Raw genomic sequence first — 22366 nt, forward strand, 5'->3', positions numbered from 1 at the left:
CTATGGGTGGGCCGCCGTCACATCGCAATCCTCGGCATGGCCGCAAAACTGGCTCTTTCCGCCGGCACGCGGGATGGGTAGCGTTGCACGATGACCCTGCGCCCGTTCCATCTCGCCTTTCCCGTCCACGATCTTGCCGCGGCGCGAGCCTTTTACGGCGGGGTGCTTGGCTGTGCGGAGGGTCGGTCGAGCGATCAGTGGATCGATTTCGATCTGCACGGCCATCAGATCGTCGCGCATCTCGATCCGGCGGCGAAGCCCGTCGCGGTGGCGAATCCAGTCGATAGCCATCATGTGCCGGTCCCGCATTTCGGCGTGGTGCTGACGATGGCGGACTGGGACGCGATGGCGTCGCGGGTGCGGGCCGCGGGCGTGACGTTCGGGATCGAACCCCATGTCCGCTTCAAGGGGCAACCGGGCGAGCAGGCGACGATGTTCTTTTCCGACCCCAGCGGCAACGCGCTGGAATTCAAGGCGTTCGGTGACGACGCCGCCATTTTCGCCAAGGATTGACCATGGGCCAGCCCATTGCCCTCGATATTCCCCATCGCCTCGGCAAGGACGGCGTTCGCCAGCGCCTCGACGGTGGGATCGGCCGGATCACCGAAAAGATTCCGGGCGGCGGCACCGTCCAGCATCGCTGGGAGGGGGATGTACTGCACTTCACCGTCACCGCGCTGGGGCAGACGATCGGGTCGACCGTCACGATCTTCGAGGAAAAGGTCCATGCGGTCGTCGACCTGCCGGGGTTCCTGGGCCTGTTCGCCGGCAAGGTGCGGGACGCGATCGCGAAAGAGGCACCCAAACTTCTGAAGTAACGGGGACTATTTCCTCTGCCTGCCAAAATCCGTTCGTGCTGAGCGAAGTCGAAGCACCGGTTCGAGCGTGGCCGATGATATGTGGCGCGTGACGCCTCGACTATATTCGGCAATGCCCTTCGACTTCGCTCAGGGCGAACGGTAATTCGGTGACGTGCGTCTACGGCAATTGGGTCGCGCTGACGTACCGTCATGGGGGTGGCGCTCGCTACCTAGATGCCCCCCCCGCACATATGACAATGCCGGCCGCGACCATCGTCGCGACCGGCGTTGTCTTGGCCATGCGGCGTCGCGGTTACGCGGCGGCAGGCTCGAAATGGCCGCACCAGTCGCTGGCCTCGACCTTCGGCCAGACGCCGGCGGTGTCGCCGCTGGGCTGGCTGATCGGCGGGTTGTAGCGGCACAGGCCAAGCGACTCGGACGATGCTTCGGTGTCGAAAAAGCGGCACTTGGCACATGCTGCGGCGCCGGCGGTGGTGAGGGCCATGGAAGTTCTCCGTTACGGCAATTGTTGTTGTCTGAAACCCGAATAACCGGGCAAGGTTCCGTCGACAACAACAATCAACTATTGCGATGAACTCTCACTCGGGTTGCGAATAAGTCTCAATCGACTATTCTTACTTGCGAACAACTATCATTTACAGGTCGGCCAATCGCAAGGCGACATCGTTCATGAAACGCACCGCGTCGCCTTCCGCCAGCCAGCGGGCTTCCGCCGCAACCGCACCCAAGGTGGCAGATAGCGGGTCGATCTCCACCTTGGCGAAATTGCCCAGCACATGGCCCGTCACGCGGTCCTTGTGCCCCGGATGGCCGATGCCCAGCCGGACACGGCGATAGTCCTGCCCCAGGTGCTGGTCGGTGGAGCGCAGGCCGTTATGCCCGGCCGCGCCGCCGCCGGTCTTCACCTTCACCTTGAACGCCGCCAGATCGAGTTCGTCGTGGAACACGGTCAGCGCGTTTGTATCCAGCTTGTAGAAGCGCAGCGCCTCACCGATCGAACGGCCGCTGTCGTTCATGAAGGTGGCAGGCTTCAACAGCAGGATTTTCGCCGCGCCGATTCGCCCTTCCTGCGTCCAGCCCTGGAACTGCTTCTTCACCGGGCCGAAACCATGCAGCGCGGCGATCGAATCGACCGCCATGAAGCCGATATTGTGCCGCTGCATGGCGTATTGCGCACCGGGATTGCCCAGCCCTGCCCAGATCTGCATCTTGGTATCCCTTCAACGAAAAAGGGCAGGGGGAGCCTGCGCCCACCCTGCCCCGATCGATACGTCGCCGTGGCGACGCAGCCGACGTCAGTCCTTCTTTTGAGGAGTGATCTTGTCGTCGTCGTTGTCGTCGTCGTTCGGCTCGGCGGCAGCGGCTTCCGCCTCGGCCGACTGTGCCTCGGCTACCTCGGCCTCCAGCTGCTCGTCTTCCGCGGTCGGTACGGTCGGCGGCACGATCGTGGCGATCGCGAAGTCGCGGTCGTCGATCGCGGGCGTCGCGCCCTTTGGCAGCGTCACGTCGCTGATGTGGATCGAGTCGCCGATCTCGCGACCCTTGAGCGAGATGGTGATCTCGCTGGGGATGTCGGCGGCGTCGACGATCAGCTCGATCTCGTGGCGGGTGATGTTCAGCACGCCGTTGCCGCGCTTGATGCCGGGGGCGTCATCCTCGTCGGTGAACACGATCGGCACCGCGACGGTGACGGTGGTGTGCTCGCCGATGCGCAGGAAGTCGACATGGATCGGTCGGTCGGTGACCGGATGGAACGCCACGTCCTTGGGCAGGGTGCGCTGGCCGCCGACCATCACGACCGAGTTCATGAAGTGGCCGGTCATCAGCGCCTTCGTCAGCGCCTTTTCTTCCAGATGAACCGAGGTCGGTTCCTTGTTCTGGCCATAGATCACGGCGGGGACGCGGCCGTCACGACGCAGCGCCCGGGAGGCTCCCTTGCCAACCCGGTCGCGCGTCTCGGCTGCGAGCGTAATGGTGTCGCTCATGCAGAAATACCTTTTCGATGAAAACCTGTGCGAATCCCGTCCACGCCTCCAGGGATGACCATGGACGGAAGCGGGCGCGCATAGCGGGAAGGCGACCGAATGGCAAGGTGGCGGGGGCGGTCAATAGGCGACGCGCCGTGCCTTCACCCCCGCTTTCGACAGTTGCGCCTGTACCGAATCGCTCCCGGCAAGATGGCCTGCGCCCACCGCGACGAACACCGTACCCGGCTTCGCCATCCGCTGCCTGATCCACGATGCCCAGCGCTTGTTGCGGTCGACCAGCAGGACCGTCGCAACCTCCGGTGAATCCTTCAGGCTTTCGTTCATGTCCTTGGCCAGTCGGTCGGGCCTGCCCGCCGCCCAGTCGTCCACCATCTGCCTCATCGTGTTCGCCGCGGTCGGCAATTCGTCCATCGTGCTGGTCAGGAAGCTGATCTGCGCGGCATCCGACAGGCCGCTGAAATAGCCCAGCTGTTGCTCCGCCGTCTCCAGCCCGGTCAGCGGCTTGCCTGCCACCTTCGCTGCGGCGGTGATGACCTGTTCGGGACCGTTGGTCGCATCATAGCCCAGTTTCGACAGCGGCGCGATCGACAGCTGTGTCGCTGCCAGCCACGGCTTGTACTTGTCGAGCGCATCGGCGGGCAAGCCGGCATCGACCACCGCCTTGGTGAACGCGGCGCGCTTTGCCACTGGCAGGCGTTCGGTCAGCGGCGGTGTGCCGGGCGGCGCGACACCCGTCGACTGGACCAGCCCCTGCATCGTGGCGGGGTCGGGCATCACCAGTTCCAGCTTTACCTCGTCAGACCGGTCGAACGCCGTCTTCACCGCATCGTCGAACCACGTCATGCCGGGTTTCAGGACGTGGATGGTGCCGAACAGATAAATGGTGGTGTCCACATCCTTCACCACCCAGAGCGCGGGATCGGCATCCTTCGCCGCGGCGGCCGGGGCAGGTGCCTCCTTCGCACAGGCGGGCAGCGGCAGGGCGAGGGCGAGGGCCATGAGGGCGATGCGAAAGGGCGAGGTCATCGGGGCGGGATGTAGGCGGGCCGCCGCCTTCTTGCCAGAGTGGCCCCCATCCGTCACAGGCTTGGCCCGCCATGACCCAACCCGCTGCTTCCCAACCTCCTGTTTCCTCGCCCCTGTCGTTCCAGAAGATGATCCTGACGCTCCACGATTACTGGAGCGACCGGGGTTGCCTGATCCTTCAGCCGTACGACATGGAGATGGGCGCGGGCACGTTTCACCCCGCCACGACGCTGCGCGCGCTGGGACCGGAGACGTGGAACGCCGCCTTCGTTCAGCCCTGCCGCCGCCCGACCGACGGCCGGTATGGCGAGAACCCCAACCGGCTCCAGCATTACTATCAGTATCAGGTCATCCTGAAACCCAGCCCGCCGGACCTGCAGGACCTGTATCTCGGCAGCCTCGCCGCGATCGGCATCGACACGTGGCTGCATGACATCCGCTTCGTCGAGGACGACTGGGAATCGCCGACGCTGGGCGCATGGGGGCTGGGCTGGGAGGTCTGGTGCGACGGGATGGAGGTGACGCAGTTCACCTATTTCCAGCAGATGGGCGGGTTCGACATGAAGCCGGTCGCGGGTGAGCTGACCTACGGGCTCGAACGGCTGGCGATGTACATCCAGAACGTCGACAATGTGTATGATCTGCGCTTCAACGACGCGGGCGTCAGCTACGGCGACGTGTTCCTTGAAAACGAGCGGCAGATGTCGACGTGGAACTTCGAGGTCGCCGATACCGACACGCTGTTCGACCAGTTTCGCAAGGCGGCGGCCGAATGCGAGAACTGCCTGTCCCGCGATCTGCCGATCCCGGCCTATGAACAGGCGATCAAGGCCAGCCACACCTTCAACCTTCTCCAGGCGCGTGGCGTGATCTCGGTCGCGGAGCGGCAGGCGTATATCGGTCGCGTCCGCGATCTGGCGAAGGGCGCGTGCGGCGCATGGATGACGAAGAACGGGTGGACGGCGTGACAAATCCGATGACCGACTTCCTTCTCGAACTTCGTTCCGAAGAAATTCCCGCGCGGATGCAGGACAAGGCGCGCGACGACCTCGCCCGTCTGTTCGCCGCCGAACTGGCGAAGGCGGGCCTCGTTGCCGACGCGATCGTCACCTATGCTACCCCCCGCCGCCTCGCGCTGATCGCGCGCGGCCTGCCTGCGCAGACCGAAGCGGTGTCGGAGGAGGTGAAGGGGCCGAAGACTGCGGCTCCCCCGCAGGCGCTGGAAGGTTTCCTTCGCAAGACCGGACTGACCCGCGAACAACTGACAGAGCGTGACGGCGTGTTCTTCGCGGTCACTGCGCGCCCCGGTCGCGCCACGACGGCAGTGCTGGCGGAGGTGATCCCGGCGATCGTCCGCGCCTTTCCGTGGCCGAAGTCGATGCGCTGGGGCGCCGCCTCCACCTCGACCGAATCGATGCGCTGGGTCCGCCCGCTGCACGGCATCGTTGCACTGTGGGGCGAGGAGATCGTACCGGTGGAGATCGCCGGCATCACCAGCAGCGCGACCACCTATGGCCACCGTTTCCACCATCCCGGCTCGATCACGATCGGTTCGGCCGCCGATTATGTCGAGAAGCTGCGTGCCTGCCACGTCGTCGTCGATCAGGACGAACGCCGCTCGATCATCGCGCTGGGCGCGACGATGGCGGCATCGAAGGCCGGGCTGACGCTGGTCCGCGACGAGGGGTTGCTGACCGAGAATGCCGGCCTGACCGAATGGCCGGTGCCGCTGCTGGGCCGGTTCGACACGGCGTTCCTATCGGTCCCGCCCGAGGTGATCCAGCTGACCGCGCGGGTGAACCAGAAATATTTCGTGTGCCGCGACGGGGCCGGCGCGCTGGCCGACGCCTTCGTCTGCACTGCCAATATCGACGCGAGCGACGGCGGCGTCCGCATCGTCGACGGCAACCGCAAGGTGCTGGCCGCCCGCCTGTCCGACGCGCGCTTCTTCTACGACACCGACCTGAAGGTGCCGCTCGACGATCTGCGGCCGAAGCTGGAAAAGATCGTCTTCCACGACAAGCTCGGCACCGTCGCCGACAAGGTCGACCGTATCGCCAAGCTGGCGCGGTGGCTGGTGGAAGAGGGGATCGTCGGGGGAGCGAGTCCCGGCGGGACTGCGGCGCTGGCCGATCTTGCCGAACGGGCGGCGCGACTTGCCAAGGCGGACCTCGTCACCGGCATGGTCGGCGAATTCCCCGAACTACAGGGCCTGATGGGCGGCTATTACGCCGCCGCGCAGGGCGAAGACCCGGCGGTCGCCGCCGCCATTCGCGATCATTACAAACCGGTCGGGCAGGGCGACGACGTGCCGGTCGATCCGGTAACGGTAGCGGTGTCGCTGGCGGACAAGCTGGATACCGTCGCGGCCTTTTTCGCGATCGGTGAGCTGCCGACCGGATCGAAGGACCCGTTCGCGCTGCGCCGCGCCGCGCTCGGCATCCTGCTGACGATCCAGCGGTCGGGGCTGCGCCTCCGTCTGCGCGAGGCGTTCGACTTCGCAGTGGGTGAGGTCGCGCAGTCGTTCGGCTACACCATCGCGATGCGGATCGGCGGCGATCTCGCCACGGTGTTCGACAAGTCGGCGCGTAACCTCGCCAGCACGCGCGACCTGATCCAGAGCCTGCTGCATGACGAGCGTGTCGGCGTCCATGCCGACAATCCGGTCGTCTCCGCGTTCCTCGAATCATCGGGTCGGGCGACGCCGGCGCTGCTGGCGTTCTTCGCCGACCGGTTGAAGGTCCAGCAACGCGAGGCGGGCGTCCGCCACGACCTGATCGATGCGGTGTTCGCGCTGGGGGACGAGGACGATCTGGTCAGCCTGCTCGCCCGCGTCGGGGCGCTGCAATCCTTCGTCACGACGGCGGACGGCACCAATCTGCTGGCCGGGTACAAGCGGGCCGCCAACATTCTGAAGAAGGAAGCGGCATCGCTGCCGACGGGCGAGGGGGCGGCCTATGCGCCCGAACCGGCCGAGGCGGCGCTGATCGCTGCGCTCGATAAGGCGGAGCCGGCGGCAGCGGCGGCGGTGGCGCGCGAGGATTTCGAGGCAGCGATGGCCGCGCTCGCCAGCCTGCGCGCGCCGATCGACGCATTCTTCGATACGGTGACCGTCAACGACACCGATCCCGCCAAACGCACCGCTCGTCTCGTGCTGCTGATGCGGGTCCGGGCGGCGGTCCACGCAGTCGCCGACTTTTCCAAAATCGAGGGCTGACTAGGGCGTTTAACTTGTTTAACAGGGCGCCATGATCTTCCCCTGCGGGGGCAATGAGGGAACCGGGCATGACGCAGTATGTCTATCGATTCGGCGGCGGGGTTTCGGACGGCGGGTCGGGCGACCGCAACCTGCTCGGCGGCAAGGGCGCGAACCTTGCCGAAATGGCCTCGATCGGCCTGCCCGTGCCCCCCGGTTTCACCATCTCGACCGAGATGTGCACGCGCTATTACGAAGAGGGCGAGCAGTTTCCGCAAAGCGTTCGGGACGAGGTCGCGGGTGGCATCGCGCATATCGAGGGGATCACCGGCAAGACATTCGGCGACGCCGCCGATCCGTTGCTGGTTTCGGTCCGCTCGGGCGCGCGCGTGTCGATGCCCGGCATGATGGACACCGTCCTCAACCTCGGCCTTAACGACGAGACCGTCGTCGGGCTGGCCAAGGCGGCGGACGACGAGCGGTTCGCGTGGGACAGCTATCGCCGCTTCATCCAGATGTATGCCGACGTCGTCCTCGAACTGGATCACGGCGCGTTCGAGGAAGCGCTGGAGATCGCCAAGGAAGACAATGGCTTCACGCTTGACACCGAACTGTCTGCCGATCACCTGAAGGCGCTGGTCGCCGAATATAAGGGGCTGGTGGAAAAAGAGTGGGGCAAGCCCTTCCCGCAGGACGTGCATGACCAGCTATGGGGCGCGGTCGGCGCGGTGTTCGGATCGTGGCAGTCGGAGCGCGCCAAGGTTTATCGCCGCCTAAACGACATTCCTGCCACCTGGGGCACCGCCGTCAACGTGCAGGCAATGGTGTTCGGCAACATGGGCGACACGTCGGCCACCGGCGTCGCCTTCACCCGCGATCCGTCGAAGGGCGACCGCGCCTATTACGGCGAGTTCCTTATCAACGCGCAAGGTGAGGACGTCGTCGCCGGCATCCGCACGCCGCAATATCTGACCAAGGTCGCGCGCGAGGAAGCAGGCGCCAAGCCCGCCTCGATGGAAGAGGCAATGCCGGAGGTGTACGGCGAACTGGCGGCGGTGTTCGATACGCTCGAAAACCATTACCGCGACATGCAGGACATCGAGTTCACGGTCGAGCGCACCAAGCTGTGGATGCTCCAGACCCGCAGCGGCAAGCGCACCGCCAAGGCGGCGCTGAAGATCGCGGTCGACATGGCGAACGAGGGCCTCATCACGCACGAGGAGGCGATCCTGCGCGTCGAGCCGATGGCGCTCGACCAGTTGCTTCACCCCACGCTCGACCCCAGCGCGCATCGCGACGTGATCGCCAAGGGGCTGCCGGCATCGCCCGGCGCGGCATCCGGTGCGGCGGTATTCGACGCGGATACCGCCGAACGCTGGGCGGCGGAAAGCAAGGCGGTGATCCTGATCCGCACCGAAACCAGCCCGGAGGACATTCACGGGATGCACGCGGCCAAGGGCATCCTGACCGCGCGCGGCGGCATGACCAGCCACGCCGCCGTGGTGGCACGCGGTATGGGCCGCCCCTGCGTCTCCGGCGCAGGCGGCATCTCCATCTCCGCCAAGGACAAGGTGATGCGCGTCGCCGGGCGTGAGGTGCGCGAGGGCGACCTGCTGACGCTGGACGGTACCACCGGTGAGGTGATGGCGGGGTTGGTCGCGACCGTGCAGCCCGAACTGGCGGGCGATTTCGGCACGCTGATGGTGTGGGCGGACGAGGTGCGCCGGCTGAAGGTGCGCGCCAATGCCGAAACCCCGCAGGACTGCCGCACCGCACGCGAATTCGGCGCGGAGGGCGTCGGCCTGTGCCGTACCGAGCATATGTTCTTCGAGGGTGCGCGTATCACGCTGGTCCGTCAGATGATCCTCGCTTCGGACGAGAAGGGACGCCGTGCCGCGCTCGACAAACTGCTGCCCGAACAGCGCAGCGACTTCGCCGAAATCTTCGAGGTGATGGCGGGGCTGCCCGTCACCGTCCGCCTGCTCGATCCGCCGCTGCACGAATTCCTGCCGCATGAGGAGAACGAGTTCGCGGAGGTCGCCGAGGCGGCCGGGATCGATATCGACACGCTGAAAGCACGGGCGGCCGAACTCCACGAGTTCAATCCGATGCTCGGTCATCGCGGTTGCCGGCTGGGCGTGACTTATCCGGAAATCTACGAGATGCAGGCACGTGCCATCTTCGAGGCGGCGATCGACGTGGCGGAAAAGTCTGGCGACGCACCGATCCCCGAAGTCATGATCCCGCTGGTCGCCACCAAGCGCGAGCTGGACCTGATGAAGGCAGTCGTCGACAAGGCGGCGAAGACCGTGTTCGAGGAACGCGGCCGGACGCTGAAATATCTGGTTGGCACGATGATCGAACTGCCGCGTGCCGCGCTGAAGGCGGGCGAGATCGCGGAAAGCGGCGAGTTCTTCTCGTTCGGTACCAACGACCTGACACAGACGACACTGGGCGTCAGCCGCGACGACGCGGCGCGCTTCCTGGGCGCCTATGTCGAACAAGGCATCTATCCCAAGGACCCGTTCGTCAGCATCGATGTCGAGGGTGTCGGCGAACTGATCGAACTGGCGGTGGAGCGTGGCCGCGCCACCCGGCCCGACATCAAGCTGGGCATCTGCGGCGAGCATGGCGGCGATCCGGCCAGCATCGCCTTCTGCGAGAAGGTCGGGCTGGATTACGTATCGGCCTCTCCCTACCGCGTGCCGATCGCCCGGTTGGCGGCGGCGCAGGCGGCATTGAGGGCGCAGTAACGTCCATAACTTGCCTCCCCTTCCGATGCTTCATGTCGGCAGGGGAGGCAGAGTGTATTTACCGCACCGTCGTCCGACGGTTGTCCCAGTCGAACCAGCCACGACGGTCGCCGGTGGGATAGGCCGGGCGGGCGGCGTTCAAGGCTGCGGGCCGTGTCGTCGCCGTCTCGGTCCGCGTGCCCACCGCCATATCGCGTTCGATCACCGGTGCTGCCCGGACGCGTTCCGCCTCCGTCACGCGGGAGTCGGCGGCGGCGATACGCGTATCGGCATCGCGGCGCGTGGCGGCATGCGCCTCGCGCTCGGCGGCATAACGGTCCTTCCACTTGCGGCCACCGGGGTGACTGGCCAGCCCCAGCAGCCAGCCGGCGATCAGTACCAGTACCAATACCGCAAACTGGGTCGGGGTGGAAAACAGCATCGAATCTCTCCTGTTACGGAGGATCAACGATTTTCCGCGCCGCTTAGTTTCCGCTGAGCATCGCATCCTTGATCGAGCAGGCCGCCGGCCCCAGGATCACGACGAACAGCACCGGCAGGATGAAGCAGATCAACGGCACCGTCATGATCGCCGGCAGCCGCGCGGCCTTTTCCTCGGCCCGCATCATTCGCTCGTTACGGAATTCCGCCGACAGCACGCGGAGCGCGGAGGCGAGGGGGGTGCCGTATTTTTCGGTCTGGACCATGGTGGTGGTGACGCCCTTCACCGCATCCAGCGCGACGCGTGTAGCCAGGTTTTCGAACGCCTGCCGCCGGTCGGTCAGGAACCCTAGTTCGATCGCGGTCAGCGTGAATTCCTCACCCAGTTCGGGATAGGCACGGCCCAGTTCGCGCGCGACGCGGTGGAAGGCAGCGTCCACCGTCAGTCCCGCCTCCGCGCAGATGACGAGCAGGTCGAGCGCGTCGGGCAACCCCTTGCGGATCGCGTCGGACCGTTTCTGAATCTTGTTCTTCAGGAAGATGTCGGGCGCCTTGTACGACAGGATCAGGGTGCCCGCGACCAGCCCGTATTTCTTCAGCGCCGACCATTCGATGAAGCCGTCGGTGCCATAGACCCAGAAGGCCATGAAGCCGCCGAACACGATCGGCAGCGCCAGTCGGCCGAAGATCACCGCAACGGCCCATTCCTTCGAGCGGATGCCCGCCTGAAGCAGCTTCAGTTGCGCGTCCTTCAACTGGCTGTCCTGCAGCATCTTCATCGAGCCGAGGAAACTGCGCAGCCGGTCGGTCGTCTCGTTGCGCTGGACCAGCTTGGCGCGACGCTTCGTGGAAGCGGTGATGCCGGCCTTCAGCTGCTCGCGTCGTTCGTTCAGCGCGCGCACGCGCCGCGCCATCGGATCGCGCACCGTGGTGACGGCATAGATCGCGGTCATCACCGCCAGCGCGGTGACCCCCGACAGGATCGTCGCCACCCAGATCACGTCGACGCCCAGCAGCGTCGGCCCAGCGGTTGCGCCCATGGCCCCGTTCTCCCTCAGATCTCGAAGCTGATCATCTTGGACATGATGAACGCGCCGATGCTCATCCACAGCACCCCGCCCATGCCGGTCACCATCAACCGCTCGTCGACGAAGAACTTGCCGATATAGTCGCCGTTGACGAACCAGATCAGCGCGAACACGATGAAGGGCAGCGAACCGATGATATAGGCCGACGCCTTGGATTCGGACGACATCGCCCGGATTTTCAGCTTCATCTGCGCGCGCTTGCGCAGCACATCGGCCAGATTGGCGAGCGTTTCGGCCAGATTGCCACCGGTTTCGCGCTGGATGGCGATGGTGATGACGAAGAACTGGAACTCGGGGGTGCCCAGCCGGTCGGCGGTGTCCTGCAATGCGGCATCCATCGTTCGGCCGATCTTCATCTTGTCGGCGATGGTGCGGAACTCCTCCCCGATCGAGCCTTCCAGTTCCTGGCCGACGAGACCGATCGTCTCGCTGATCGGCAGACCGGAGCGCAGACCACGGACGAGCAGTTCGATCGCATCCGGGAACCGCGTCGTGAACTTGCCCACCCGGCGCGATATCGTCCGCCCGACGACCATGTGCGGCAGGCCCGCCCCGATCGCCAGTGCCAGCATCGTCGCCATCACGACCGGCAGGCCGATCACGATCAGTCCGATCAGCAACGTCACGATCAGTCCGGCGGTGGCGATGCCGTACTGGCCGACCGTCCAGGTCTTGCCCGTCATCGCCAGCCGCTTGGCGAGAAGTTCGCGGTTGGGCAGGATTCGGCCGAACGCAAGGTCCATACGGGTATCGCGCACGTTGGCGATACCCCGGCTCGGACCGCTCACGATCAGCGCCGCAGCGCCGTGGCGTTCCCGCAAGGCCGCGATGCGTCGCGACTGGGCGCGCGACGCGGATGGACCGGACAGCGCGAACACCATCATCGCCAGCGTGGCGGCGGATCCCAGCAGGATGAGGACGAGCAGCAGCATCGGCGGACCTACTTCGCCTTCGCCTTGGGCATGCGCTTCGCAAGCAGGCCCTTCAATTCGCCCAGCCTGCCGACCAGCGAACCCGGCCTGGGCATCTTGTCGTCGCCCCCTGCGGCGACGGCGCCCACGACCATATTCATCAGGTCGATCAGCGGTGCGACCGTCTTGCCGCCGCGCCCCGCCTCGGCCATCGGCTTGCCCAATTTGGCCGCGAGGCAGGCGAGTTTCGGATCGAACGGCACTGCATGGTCGATGCGATGCTCGATCGAGCTTTCCAGATCCTTGCGGTTGATCTCCGGCTGGCCTGCCGCGGTGATCCGGTTGGCGACGACATGGACCAGCGCCTGCGGGGCATGGGTCTTCATCCACGACAGCAGGCGGATGGTGTCACGCGCCGCCGCCAGCGTCAGTTCGGTAACGATCACCACCGCCTGCACATCGGCCATCAACTGCGGATATTGCACCAGCATGCCGCGCGGCAGATCGATCACGGTGCATTCGAAGCTGGCGCGCATTTCCTCCTGCAACTGGCAGAAGGCGCTGCCGTCGGTGACAAGCGGCGCGTTGATCGGCGTTTCCGCAGACAGAACCGACAGCTTCTCGGACGCCTTGACCATCGCGCGTTCGATGAACAGACCGTCGATCCGGCTTGGATTCTCGATCGCGTCGGTCAGGCCGCGTCCTGGCTCCAGATCAAGGGCCAGCGCGCCGGTGCCGAAATGGACGTCCAGATCGAGCAGCGCGGTCGATCTCTTGTCCTGTTCGGCGAGCAGCCATGCCAGCGACGATGCGATGGTCGAGGCGCCTACGCCGCCGCGCGCGCCCACCACCGCCACCGAGCAATGCGGCCGTTCCGCCGCGTGATCGACGACCTTGGGAGCATGGAACATCGCCTGCGCCTGCGCGAAGGCATCGCGCAGCATATCGGGGTTCAGCGGTTTCAGCAGATAATCGTGAATGCCGCTGGCGATCAGGTTGCGGTACAGCCGCACATCGTTGATCTGGCCGGTGGCGATCACCACCGTACCGGGTTCGCACACCTCGGCCAGCGCGTTGATATCGGTCAGCGGATCGCCTGATTCGGCAAGGTCGACGAACAGGATCTGCGGGCTGGCAGAGACGGACAGTGTCTGGATGCCGCTGCGCAGCCCCCCCTTGTGGACCTTGTCCGCGGTCCAGCCCATCGACGTGACGACGGGGCGCAGGGCATCGGCGGTGGCATCGTCGCAGACATAGGCGACGAACGGGTCCCGTACGGCAGAGCCGGCAGGTTTCCAGGGAGCGTTCATCTCACTTGCCTCCGGCGGATTCGGATTGGACGGTCTGGCCGCCGCCGCCGCCGGGTGCGGCCTTGCGATAGCTGTCGATCGCCTTGAACACCGTGGCGGGATCGTTCAGCCCGTTGCCGCTGGCACCGCGGATCAGATCGCGCGGGTTGGCGACCATCGCGGCGAGGTTGCCGTTGACCGAACAGCCGTAGAAGGACGAGGTGTTCTGGGCGTAATCGACCGAACTGTCGCGCGACCAGTCGTTGCAGCCGGGGACCCGCGCAGTCGCACGGCTGACGACGACGCGGACCCTGTCGTTCGGGGTGGCGGCGGCGATGGCCGGGCCACCATCCGCCAGCAACAGGCCATAGCCGGCGATCATCGCGGCGATGGTATCGCGCGTGTCGGCATCCGCCGTGTCGTCGATCGCGATCCGGTCGCCATAGCCGACCTGCAGCCCCGCCAGCCAGCCGGCCAGTCGCTGCGGCTCGCCCATCGCGAGCCGCCCGCCCGGCGCATCGAGAGCGAGAACGTGGTCGGTCCTGGTCACCACCGGCTGGTGGATCGACTCGACGCCGGCGTTCTGCGCACCCCCACAACCGGCGAGGACGAGCGCAGGGATCAGGCAGGCGAGTAGCATGGGTCGCTTGGTCATGGCGACGGTTCCTCGGGCGGGGGTCATCGGGGGAGCGCCGGGCTGGTGGTGCGTGGCGAGGTGGGAGCCGTCGATACAGGGGGCGCTATAGTCGGGATGGGGCGTTTTTCCCCGGTTTTGCCGCTGCCGAGCTTTCCGAGCAGGATGCGTTCGGCATCTGTGGGGGTGTGGATACCGTCGATCGGCATCGCGACCTGCGCGGGGCTGTTCATCGGTTTCACCAGATAGGGGGTGATGATGATGACGAGTTCGGTCTCGTTGCGTTGCCAGCCGTTGGAGCGGAACAGCGCACCCAGGATAGGGATGTCCCCCAGGAACGGTGTCTTGTCGATCGAGTTGTTGCGCGTGTTCTGAAGCAACCCGGCGATCATCATGCTTTCGCCCGACCCCAGTTCGATCGTCGTCTCCGCCCGGCGCGAACTGATACCCGGGACGCGCGTGCCGGACAGCGTGACTGCGTTGGAGTAATCGAGTTGCGATACCTCCGGCTTCACGTGCAGCGAGATACGGCCATCGGCCAGTACCGTGGGGGTATAGCCCAGGCTGATGCCGTATTGCTTGAACTCGACCGACACGGTGCCGAACCCCTGCGCGAGCGGAATGGGGATTTCACCACCCGCCAGAAAGCTGCCGGTCTCTCCCGACAGGGCGGTCAGGTTCGGATTGGCGAGCGTCGTGACCTGCCCGAGCGTTTCGCCCAGATCGATCGCGCTCAGGATGTCGAGCCCCAGCAGGCGACCGGCCAGCCCGATTGCCGCGCTGGTTCCGGATGCAGTGACGAGCGAACCGTTGGGGGGCGCGCTGGTGAAGCCGACGCCAAGCGGTCCGCCCGGCGTATATTGCGATCCGGCTCCACGACCGCGGGTGATACCGAACTTAAGTCCGCTGGTTGAATCCGCAGAGGCCAGATTGACGCCGATATTCTTGGAAAAACCCCGCGTCACTTCCGCGAACCGTACCTGCAGGTTCACCTGCATCGGCGTGGCGGTGCGCAGGCGGCTCAGGACCTTGGTGCCGTCGCCGACGAACAACTGCACCAGCCGTTCGGCTTCGGCCGCGTCGGCGGGGGCGGCGACGGTGCCGGTCAGCAGCATCATGCCATTCATCGGCGTCGCGACGATCTTCGCCTCCGGCATCGTCAGCGCCAGCATATCGCCGACCGACCCCAGATTGTTGCCGACCCGCACGGTGGTGGTGAACACCACCTGACCACCCTTGGCGGTGGCGGACACGGTCGTCTCCCCGGTCTTCTTGCCGAAGATATATAACTGGGTAGGCGAGCGGACCTGCACGTCGGCGATGCCGTCGTCGGCGATGAACAGATCGCTCATCGGCTGCGGCAGCGTCACCAGCCGGCCACGACCGGTGTTGACCTGCACCACCGCCCCGACCGGGACGGGCGCGGGGGCAGGGGCTGCTGCTGCCGGTGCCCTGGCGGGGATCGGTTCGGCGGCCAGCGGTGTGCCGGCACCCGCCAGCATCAGGGCGATCATCGAACGGCGCATGTCACTTCCCCCCGACCGCGACGGCGGTCACGTTGTTGCCGCGGGCGACCCGGACGAGCGGCCCGGTGGATACGGGCGCGGGGATGCTGCCGGCCGGCACGTTGGCGACCACATTCATCGGTCCGTTGCCGACCATGCCCGGTCCGGTATCCAGCCCCCGGCCGGGGACGGTGCGTCGCTGGTAGCGGGAGACGTCGGCACCGGTAGTGGAACTGGTGGCGCCCGACTGGGGCTGTCCGGCGAGTCGCAGCAGCATCGCCTTTTCCATGCGGGGATCACCGTCCGGCACCTTGACCGCACCGCTGGCGATCGCCTCCTCCAGCTCGCCCGAATTGTCCGCGATCGACCGCAGCGACAACGACAGGCTGCCGAGCGTCTGCGCGACCGCCATCTGCTCGGCGATCTTCGGCGTCGCCTCGACCGTCACGGTGGAGAAGGTGCGGACCACGGTCTTGCCATCCTCGCCGACCAGATTGTCGGTGCGCTGGTCGGTGGCGAGGACGCGCAGGTTGCGCAGGATCGTCTCCGACACGTGCAGCGGCTGGCCGTCGCCACCGCCCGCCACCGACTGGGTCAGGACGAGATCGATGCGATCCCCCGGAAACACGAAGCCGGCGACGGCGGCCTGTGCCGATACGGGCACCGTCACTGCACGCATCCCCGGCCCCAGCGCGGCGGCCAGGAAACCGCGATCCCCCGGCTTCACCAGTGCGCCCTGCGTCACCGGCTGGCCGGCGGTGATTGGGTTGCGCACCACCGTGCCCTGCAGCTTCGCCAGATTGGTCTGCGCTTTCAGGTAGTAGGCGCCATCGACCAGCTCCTTGGGCCAGGGCTGGAATTTCAGGGCGGAGGCGTCGAGGATCGTGCCGATCGGCAGCGCGCGGGTGGCGACCAGCACCTCCGGCCCGTCGATCACCGGTACCGGCGGGCCGGCGGCGGCGGCAGGGGCGGCGCTGCCTGCAATCAGCGACCGGGCCATGACGGCGGTGATGATCGCCACCATCAGCGCGCCGATCAGCAGAATGACCTTGCGACTATCCATTGCTCGTTCTTGCGCCTTTTGCCGAATCGCGTGGTAGATCAGGTATTAATCATGACCCGAACTGGTTAAGGATGGGTTCGCGCAGCGTGAGGATGCCGGCGATCGCGATCGCCACGCCATACGGCACCTCGACCGGGTCGGCGTGGCGGCGGCAGCGCTTGTCGACCAGCATCGCCAGCGTCACCACGCCGCCCGCCAGCGACATCGTCACCAGCATCCCCATCAGCAGCATCGGCGGCAGCCACAGCGACAAGGCCGCGATCAGCTTCACATCGCCGCCGCCCATCGCGCCGACATGGAACGCCGCAGCGAAGACGCCGAACGTCACGATCGCCAGCGCCAGCTGCATCGCCACCCCCGGCCATAGCGAGGCGCCGTTGGCCCACCACCACAGCGGTGCGAGCAGCACCAGCGCCACGCTTTTGCGATTGGCGATCAGCCTCGTGCGGGCATCCTCGATTCCCGCCGACAGCAACAGCGCCACCGCGGCAAGCGCGAGGCCGATACGCATCATGTCCCATTCCATCGCTGGACGTTGTAAGGAGCATGACTTGCAAAACCGTAACCGCCGGACATGATGACCCGACCCTTTCTCCTGCGCCGTGTGCCGGCATGACCGATATGCCCCGGTTCGATGTCGCGATCGTCGGTGGCGGCATCGCCGGTGCCAGCCTTGCCGCCGCGCTTGCTCCCCATGCCTGCGTGGTGATGCTGGAGGCGGAGGCGATGCCGGGCCTGCACGCGACCGGTCGCTCGGCGGCGTTCTGGTCGGAAACCTATGGTGGCCCGGCGATCCAGCCGCTTACCACCGCCTCGGGAGCGGCGCTGCGCGACGGGGGTTTCCTGGAACCGCTGGGCTCGCTGCATATCGGCCGGCAGGAGGACGCGGCGGCGGCGGATGCCTTCCTTGCCGAATTCGCGGACAGCGCGGTGGAACTGGTGCCGATCGATCCGGCCAGCCGTATTCCGGGATTGCGATCCGAATGGACGATCGGCGTGATGGAGCCGAGCTGCGCCTATATCGATGTCGCCGCGCTGCATGGCCACTATTTGAAGTCGGCACGTACCGGTGGCGCGACGATCGTGACCGATGCCGGTATCCGATCGGCGGTGCGGCGGGATGGCGTCTGGCGGATCGAAACGCCTGCCGGCCCCTTCGCGGCAACCGTGCTGGTGAATGCGGCAGGGGCCTGGGCGGACGAGGTGGCGATCCGATGCGGGGTGCGGCCGATCGGCATCCGCCCCTATCGCCGGACGATGGTGCAATTGCGCACCGATCCGTCCGTGCCGGCCGGGCTGCCGCATGTCGCCGATATCGCCGGCCGTTTCTACTTCAAGCCGGAGGCGGGCGGACGGCTATGGCTGTCGCCGCATGACGAGATCCCGACCGACCCGTGCGACGCCGCGCCGGAGGAGATCGACGTGGCGGTGGCGATCGACCGGTTCGAACAGGCGGTCGACTGGCGGGTCGCAGCGGTCGAGCGGCGCTGGGCCGGCCTGCGCAGCTTCGCGCTCGATCGCCTGCCGGTCTATGGCTTTGCGGAACCAGGCTTCTTCTGGTGCGCCGGCCAGGGCGGCTTCGGCATCCAGACCGCCCCGGCGGCGGCGGCGATGGCGGCGGCGCTGGTGCTGGGACAGGTCCCGGATGTAGCGGGAGTTGATGTCGGGCGCTATGCGCCGGGGCGGCTTGGGTAGGCTTGATAGCGCTGACGGTTCGGACATCGCGACAGCGGCCTGCAGAAAATGGGCAACTCGGACGATGTAAATACGGCGCCGATCCGATCTCGTCCGTCATTCAATTCGGTGTACAGGCCGTTGTGGAGCGCGCACCTCGTATAAGTGTCTGAATTCGCCCAGTTGCAGACATGATGGTCACGCCTCTTCGTCTGGCGGTGCGGTCCACTTTCGCTCAAACGACTGCTTTTCCCTACGGATCGTTGAACCGATCGGAAGAGCTTCAAGCTCTAATATCCACTTGATGAACTCGGGGATGACCGCGCCTTCAATAAAGGCCTTCGCACTCGCACGAGCCGAAGCTGGCACGGCATGGGATGTAATTGTAAGAAGTTCGTCTTGGTTTTTAAAGTAGCGACCTGCCGGATAGAAGTGCGCCCGGAATAGAACTTTGCTCTCTAACCAGCCGGGACGCCACTGATACAGGAGAGTCTCTGTCTGGACTGCCCCGGCTGTAAGAGCATCTTCGAGTATCGACGGCTTCAATGCGTAGCTTTGCCCCGAGGGCAGCGCGTTTTTGACAATCCTCATTGCGGTATGATGCGACAGTCAGGCATGCGCCGCAACTTCCGCTTTCCACCAGTTATCGCCGTCCTATCTAGACCGAAATCAGGCTGTGTCCTTACCGCCCCGCCACCACCGCCGCATCGCTCGCCAGCTTGTCCACCCGCTCATTATCCGGGTGGCCGGCATGGCCCTTTACCCATTTCCAGTCGATCTTGTGCGGCTTGGCCGCCGCCAGCAGGGCCTGCCACAGTTCGGCATTCTTCACCGGTTGCCGGCTCGCGGTGCGCCAGCCGTTCTTCTGCCAGCCGTGAATCCACTTCGTCAGGCCGTCCATCACATAGCGGCTGTCGGTCGACAGCGTGACCTGACAGGGGCGGGTGAGGGCGTTCAGCGCCTCGATCGCCGCCATCAGTTCCATGCGGTTGTTGGTGGTGAGCTTCTCGCCGCCCGACAGTTCCTTCTCTTGGCCACCGGCGCGGATCAGCGCACCCCAGCCGCCGGGGCCGGGATTGCCCTTGCACGCCCCGTCCGTTGCAATCTCAACCGGCGTCAAATCCGTCGCTCCGCTCATACCAGTCCAGCCGGCGCGCATAGGCCAAGGGGTCCTTGCGTGTCACCAGCGCATCGGCCGGGGTGTTCAGCCAGTCCCATGCCCGCGTCAGCAGGAAGCGCAGGCAGGCGCCCCGCGCCAGCACCGGCAGCGCCGCCCGTTCCGCCGCAGACAGGCCGAACGCGCCGTCATACCCCGCCACGAGCGCCCGCCCGACCGCAGGGTCGAGCGGCTCGCCCGCCGGATCGAACGCCCATGCCGAATGCATCACCGCCAGATCATAGGCGCGGATATCGGTGCAGGCGAAATAGAAATCGATCAACCCGGTGACGCGGTCATCCAGCATCAGCACATTGTCGGGAAACAGGTCGGCATGGATGACGCTTACGGCCAGGTCACGGGGCCAGTCCCGCTCCACCGCTGCCAGCGCGGTGTCGACGCGGTCGAACAGTCCCGCCTGGATCGTGTCGAGCGACCGGCCGCACCGGTTGAGCAACGGCCGCCAGTCGTCCACCCCCAGCGTGTTGGCGCGCTGGCTGGTAAAGTTGGCGAGGCTGTGGTGCATCCGCCCCATCGCGGCGGCGGCGGCGTGTGCCTGTGACGGGGTCGGTCGCGTCACCGACACGCCCGACAGGAACTCGATCAGGCAGGCGGGGCGGCCCTCCAGTTCCTGAATGACGCGGCCGTCGCGGTCGGCGAAGGCGCGCGGCACGAGGTTGCCGTCCGCCGCGACATGATCCAGCATCGCCATGAAGAACGGCAGGTCGCCCGCCGCCACGCGCCGCTCGTACAAGGTTAGGATGTAGCGGCCGGCGGTGGTGTCGACCATGTAGTTGCTGTTCTCGACCCCTTCCGCGATCCCTTTGGCGGAGACGAGCGCGCCGTGATCGTACCGGGCGAGGAAATCGGTCAGCGCCTCGGCGGACACCTGCGTGTAGACGGCCATGGGGGTGCCTCAGGCCGCCGCGTCGAGCTCGCGTGGCAGCTTGAAGGCGATCGTCTCGCGCGTGGTTTCCTCCTCGCGCTCGGTCACCGTGAAACGTTCCGACAGCCGGTCGACCAGTTCGCGGACGAGCAGTTCGGGAGCGGAGGCACCGGCGGTCAGCCCCAGCGTTCCGACCCCGGTCAGGAAATCCCAGTCGAGATCGATAGCGCGCTGGATCAGCCGTGCCGGCACCCCCTCGCGCTCCGCCACCTCGACCAGCCGGACCGAGTTCGACGAATTGGGCGCGCCGATCACCAGGATCGCGTCGCATTGCGCGGCGATCGCCTTCACCGCCGCCTGCCGGTTGGAGGTGGCGTAGCAGATGTCCTCGCCGCGCGGCGGCTGCATCAGCGGGAACCGTCGCTGCAAGGTCGCAACCACCGCGGCGGTATCGTCGACCGACAGCGTCGTCTGGGTCAGGAAGGCGAGGTTGGCGGGATCGGGCGGCACGAAGCTTTCTGCATCCTCGACCGTCTCGATCAGCGACATCGCGCCGGCCGGCACCTGCCCGAAAGTGCCGATCACTTCCGGATGGCCGGTGTGGCCGATGAACACGATGTGGCGACCGGCGGCGACCAGCCGTTCGGCCTGGCGATGGACCTTCGACACCAGCGGGCAGGTGGCGTCCAGATAATCGAGCCCGCGATCCTGTGCCGCTGCGGGCACCGATTTAGGTACGCCGTGCGCGGAGAAGACGACGGGCGCGCCGTCCGGCACCTCGTCCAGTTCCTCGACGAAGATCGCCCCCTGCGCCTTCAGGCTGTCGACCACGAACTTGTTGTGGACGATCTCGTGCCGGACATAGACGGGCGCACCGTGCTTCTCGATCGCGAGTTCGACGATGCGGATCGCCCGGTCGACCCCGGCACAGAAGCCGCGCGGTGCGGCGATCAGGAGGTCGAGCGGCGGCTTCTGGGCTACGGCATGCATGGGCGGTCCTGTACGCGATTGCTTGCACGTCTCCAACCCGGTTCCTATGGCAGGGCGGTATTCCCGCGGGCTTGCCGCGGCATGGCAAAAGGTATGCGTCGCCCGTGAAAGCCCCGATCCGTCTCGCCGCCCCTGCCGCGCTCGTCCTCGCCACCGCGCTTGCGGGTTGCGCCAGCACGGGTGAAATCGACGCGACCGGCGGTGTTTCTGCCGTCCGTTCCGCCTGCCCGGTGGTGGGCGTGCCGGCCGGCACCGGCGACGTCACGTTGTTCGATCCGCCGACCAGCCAGGCGGAAACCGCGATCGATCTGGTCGCCGCGATGACCAACGTGCGCGGCACCTGCAACGACGTGGGCAGCGACATCGCCACCACCGTCACCTTCGACGTGCAGGCGCGGCGGCAGCGCAGCGAGGCGGCGCGCGACGTGCAGGTGCCGTATTTCATCACCGTCGTGCGCGGCGGCAACAATGTGGTGGCCAAGCGGGTCGGTATGATCGCGCTCCATTTCGATGCGGGGCAGGCGCGCGCGCAGGCCAGCGGTACCGCCACGACCAGCGTCTTGCGCAGCGCCGCGACGCTGCCGCAGGAAATCCGCGACCGGCTGACCCGGCGCCGCAAGGCCGGCGACGACGACGCCGCGATCGATCCGCTTGCCCAGCCCGAAGTGCGCAAAGCGGTGCTGGCCGCCAGCTTCGAGGCGCTGGTCGGGTTCCAGCTGAACGAGGCCCAGTTGCGGTACAACGTGACGCGCTAAGGGCGCCGTTGCGCGAAGCGGAAACCTAAATCGTTCGGGCGTCGCGATCGTCGATTGACTAAGCCCGCGGGGCTGGCCACAGCTTGGCGCGTCGAAGCCCCGCGCGGGAGAGACCCTTGGGGAAAACCGGGGGCGCCGAAGGAGCAACCGCCCCGGAATCTCTCAGGCACCAGGGACCGCGCGAGGATATACGACACTCTGGAAAGCGCCC

General features: G+C 66.3%; 23 protein-coding genes and 1 riboswitch. Of the genes, 7 read left to right on the plus strand and 16 right to left on the minus strand.

All coding sequences use genetic code 11. The features are described 5' to 3' along the window. The first annotated feature begins 90 nt into the window (after positions 1-90). Positions 91-513, plus strand: coding sequence for a VOC family protein (locus tag ABD719_RS04690; protein WP_344692227.1), 423 nt, complete (start codon positions 91-93; stop codon positions 511-513). Positions 514-515: 2 nt separating this feature from the next. Further along, positions 516-818 (plus strand): polyhydroxyalkanoic acid system family protein, encoded by a 303-nt coding sequence (locus ABD719_RS04695; protein ID WP_344692228.1) that lies wholly within the window; start codon positions 516-518, stop codon positions 816-818. A 295-nt stretch (positions 819-1113) separates the two neighbouring features. Here the strand turns inward: ABD719_RS04695 and ABD719_RS04700 are convergent, their stop codons facing one another. The 4 genes from ABD719_RS04700 to ABD719_RS04715 form a co-directional block, all read right to left on the minus strand. Further along, a complete protein-coding gene (locus tag ABD719_RS04700) occupies positions 1114-1305 on the minus strand; it encodes a hypothetical protein (RefSeq protein WP_344692229.1) in 192 nt (63 codons plus the stop codon). A 151-nt stretch (positions 1306-1456) separates the two neighbouring features. Next, the gene (gene pth, locus ABD719_RS04705) at positions 1457-2029 is read right to left on the minus strand and encodes an aminoacyl-tRNA hydrolase (protein WP_344692230.1); all 573 of its coding nucleotides are present in this window, start codon (positions 2027-2029) and stop codon (positions 1457-1459) included. A gap of 87 nt (positions 2030-2116) precedes the next feature. Beyond that, complete coding sequence (locus ABD719_RS04710; RefSeq protein WP_344692231.1) at positions 2117-2806, minus strand: 50S ribosomal protein L25/general stress protein Ctc; 690 nt, start codon at positions 2804-2806, stop codon at positions 2117-2119. Between the two features lie 120 nt (positions 2807-2926). Further along, a complete protein-coding gene (locus ABD719_RS04715; RefSeq protein WP_344692232.1) occupies positions 2927-3808 on the minus strand; it encodes a TraB/GumN family protein in 882 nt (293 codons plus the stop codon). 98 nt (positions 3809-3906) lie between these two features. Between ABD719_RS04715 and ABD719_RS04720 the strand changes: the two genes are divergently transcribed. The 3 genes from ABD719_RS04720 (at position 3907) to ppdK (ending at position 9784) form a co-directional block, all read left to right on the plus strand. Beyond that, a complete protein-coding gene (locus ABD719_RS04720) occupies positions 3907-4803 on the plus strand; it encodes a glycine--tRNA ligase subunit alpha (RefSeq protein WP_344692233.1) in 897 nt (298 codons plus the stop codon). 8 nt (positions 4804-4811) lie between these two features. Next, positions 4812-7052 (plus strand): glycine--tRNA ligase subunit beta, encoded by a 2241-nt coding sequence (gene glyS, locus ABD719_RS04725; protein WP_344692575.1) that lies wholly within the window; start codon positions 4812-4814, stop codon positions 7050-7052. 68 nt (positions 7053-7120) lie between these two features. Next, positions 7121-9784, plus strand: coding sequence for a pyruvate, phosphate dikinase (gene ppdK, locus ABD719_RS04730; RefSeq protein WP_344692234.1), 2664 nt, complete (start codon positions 7121-7123; stop codon positions 9782-9784). A 58-nt stretch (positions 9785-9842) separates the two neighbouring features. Here ppdK and ABD719_RS04735 read toward each other — a convergent pair whose 3' ends face one another. From ABD719_RS04735 to ABD719_RS04770, 8 genes are read right to left on the minus strand one after another with little or no spacing between them, the layout of a single operon-like run. Further along, positions 9843-10205 carry a hypothetical protein gene (locus ABD719_RS04735; protein WP_344692235.1) on the minus strand — a complete coding sequence of 121 codons (363 nt, stop codon included), beginning with the start codon at positions 10203-10205 and terminating at the stop codon, positions 9843-9845. Between the two features lie 43 nt (positions 10206-10248). Further along, positions 10249-11244 (minus strand): type II secretion system F family protein, encoded by a 996-nt coding sequence (locus tag ABD719_RS04740; RefSeq protein WP_344692236.1) that lies wholly within the window; start codon positions 11242-11244, stop codon positions 10249-10251. A gap of 14 nt (positions 11245-11258) precedes the next feature. Further along, entirely contained in the window at positions 11259-12224 is a 966-nt protein-coding gene (locus tag ABD719_RS04745; RefSeq protein WP_344692237.1) for a type II secretion system F family protein, read from the minus strand. An 8-nt stretch (positions 12225-12232) separates the two neighbouring features. Beyond that, on the minus strand, positions 12233-13513 hold the full coding sequence (locus ABD719_RS04750) for a CpaE/TadZ family protein (protein ID WP_344692238.1): 1281 nt from the start codon (positions 13511-13513) through the stop codon (positions 12233-12235). A gap of 1 nt (position 13514) precedes the next feature. Then, a complete protein-coding gene (locus ABD719_RS04755) occupies positions 13515-14147 on the minus strand; it encodes a CpaD family pilus assembly lipoprotein (RefSeq protein WP_344692239.1) in 633 nt (210 codons plus the stop codon). 23 nt (positions 14148-14170) lie between these two features. Continuing rightward, positions 14171-15652, minus strand: a complete 1482-nt coding sequence (locus ABD719_RS04760; RefSeq protein ID WP_344692240.1) for a type II and III secretion system protein family protein — start codon at positions 15650-15652, stop codon at positions 14171-14173. Between the two features lies 1 nt (position 15653). After that, complete coding sequence (gene cpaB / locus ABD719_RS04765; RefSeq protein ID WP_344692241.1) at positions 15654-16694, minus strand: Flp pilus assembly protein CpaB; 1041 nt, start codon at positions 16692-16694, stop codon at positions 15654-15656. Positions 16695-16743: 49 nt separating this feature from the next. Then, the gene (locus ABD719_RS04770) at positions 16744-17208 is read right to left on the minus strand and encodes an A24 family peptidase (protein ID WP_344692242.1); all 465 of its coding nucleotides are present in this window, start codon (positions 17206-17208) and stop codon (positions 16744-16746) included. Between the two features lie 107 nt (positions 17209-17315). On the opposite strand from ABD719_RS04770, the gene ABD719_RS04775 reads away from it, so the two are divergent. Continuing rightward, positions 17316-18389 (plus strand): NAD(P)/FAD-dependent oxidoreductase, encoded by a 1074-nt coding sequence (locus ABD719_RS04775; RefSeq protein ID WP_344692576.1) that lies wholly within the window; start codon positions 17316-17318, stop codon positions 18387-18389. Between the two features lie 177 nt (positions 18390-18566). Here ABD719_RS04775 and ABD719_RS04780 read toward each other — a convergent pair whose 3' ends face one another. From ABD719_RS04780 to ispH, 4 genes are all read right to left on the minus strand, one after another. Then, complete coding sequence (locus ABD719_RS04780; protein ID WP_344692243.1) at positions 18567-18959, minus strand: hypothetical protein; 393 nt, start codon at positions 18957-18959, stop codon at positions 18567-18569. Positions 18960-19050: 91 nt separating this feature from the next. Continuing rightward, complete coding sequence (rnhA, locus tag ABD719_RS04785) at positions 19051-19506, minus strand: ribonuclease HI (RefSeq protein ID WP_192125448.1); 456 nt, start codon at positions 19504-19506, stop codon at positions 19051-19053. Then, complete coding sequence (gene thrB / locus ABD719_RS04790) at positions 19475-20431, minus strand: homoserine kinase (protein ID WP_344692244.1); 957 nt, start codon at positions 20429-20431, stop codon at positions 19475-19477. The genes rnhA and thrB overlap by 32 nt, the downstream gene beginning before the upstream one ends. A gap of 9 nt (positions 20432-20440) precedes the next feature. Next, on the minus strand, positions 20441-21400 hold the full coding sequence (gene ispH / locus ABD719_RS04795) for a 4-hydroxy-3-methylbut-2-enyl diphosphate reductase (RefSeq protein WP_344692245.1): 960 nt from the start codon (positions 21398-21400) through the stop codon (positions 20441-20443). A gap of 104 nt (positions 21401-21504) precedes the next feature. Between ispH and ABD719_RS04800 the strand changes: the two genes are divergently transcribed. Next, positions 21505-22155 carry a hypothetical protein gene (locus ABD719_RS04800; protein WP_344692246.1) on the plus strand — a complete coding sequence of 217 codons (651 nt, stop codon included), beginning with the start codon at positions 21505-21507 and terminating at the stop codon, positions 22153-22155. A gap of 94 nt (positions 22156-22249) precedes the next feature. Then, positions 22250-22344, plus strand: a riboswitch (glycine riboswitch). The last annotated feature ends 22 nt before the right edge of the window (positions 22345-22366 follow it).

Origin of the sequence: Sphingomonas cynarae, from assembly GCF_039537815.1 — a bacterium.
GTDB lineage: Bacteria > Pseudomonadota > Alphaproteobacteria > Sphingomonadales > Sphingomonadaceae > Sphingomonas > Sphingomonas cynarae.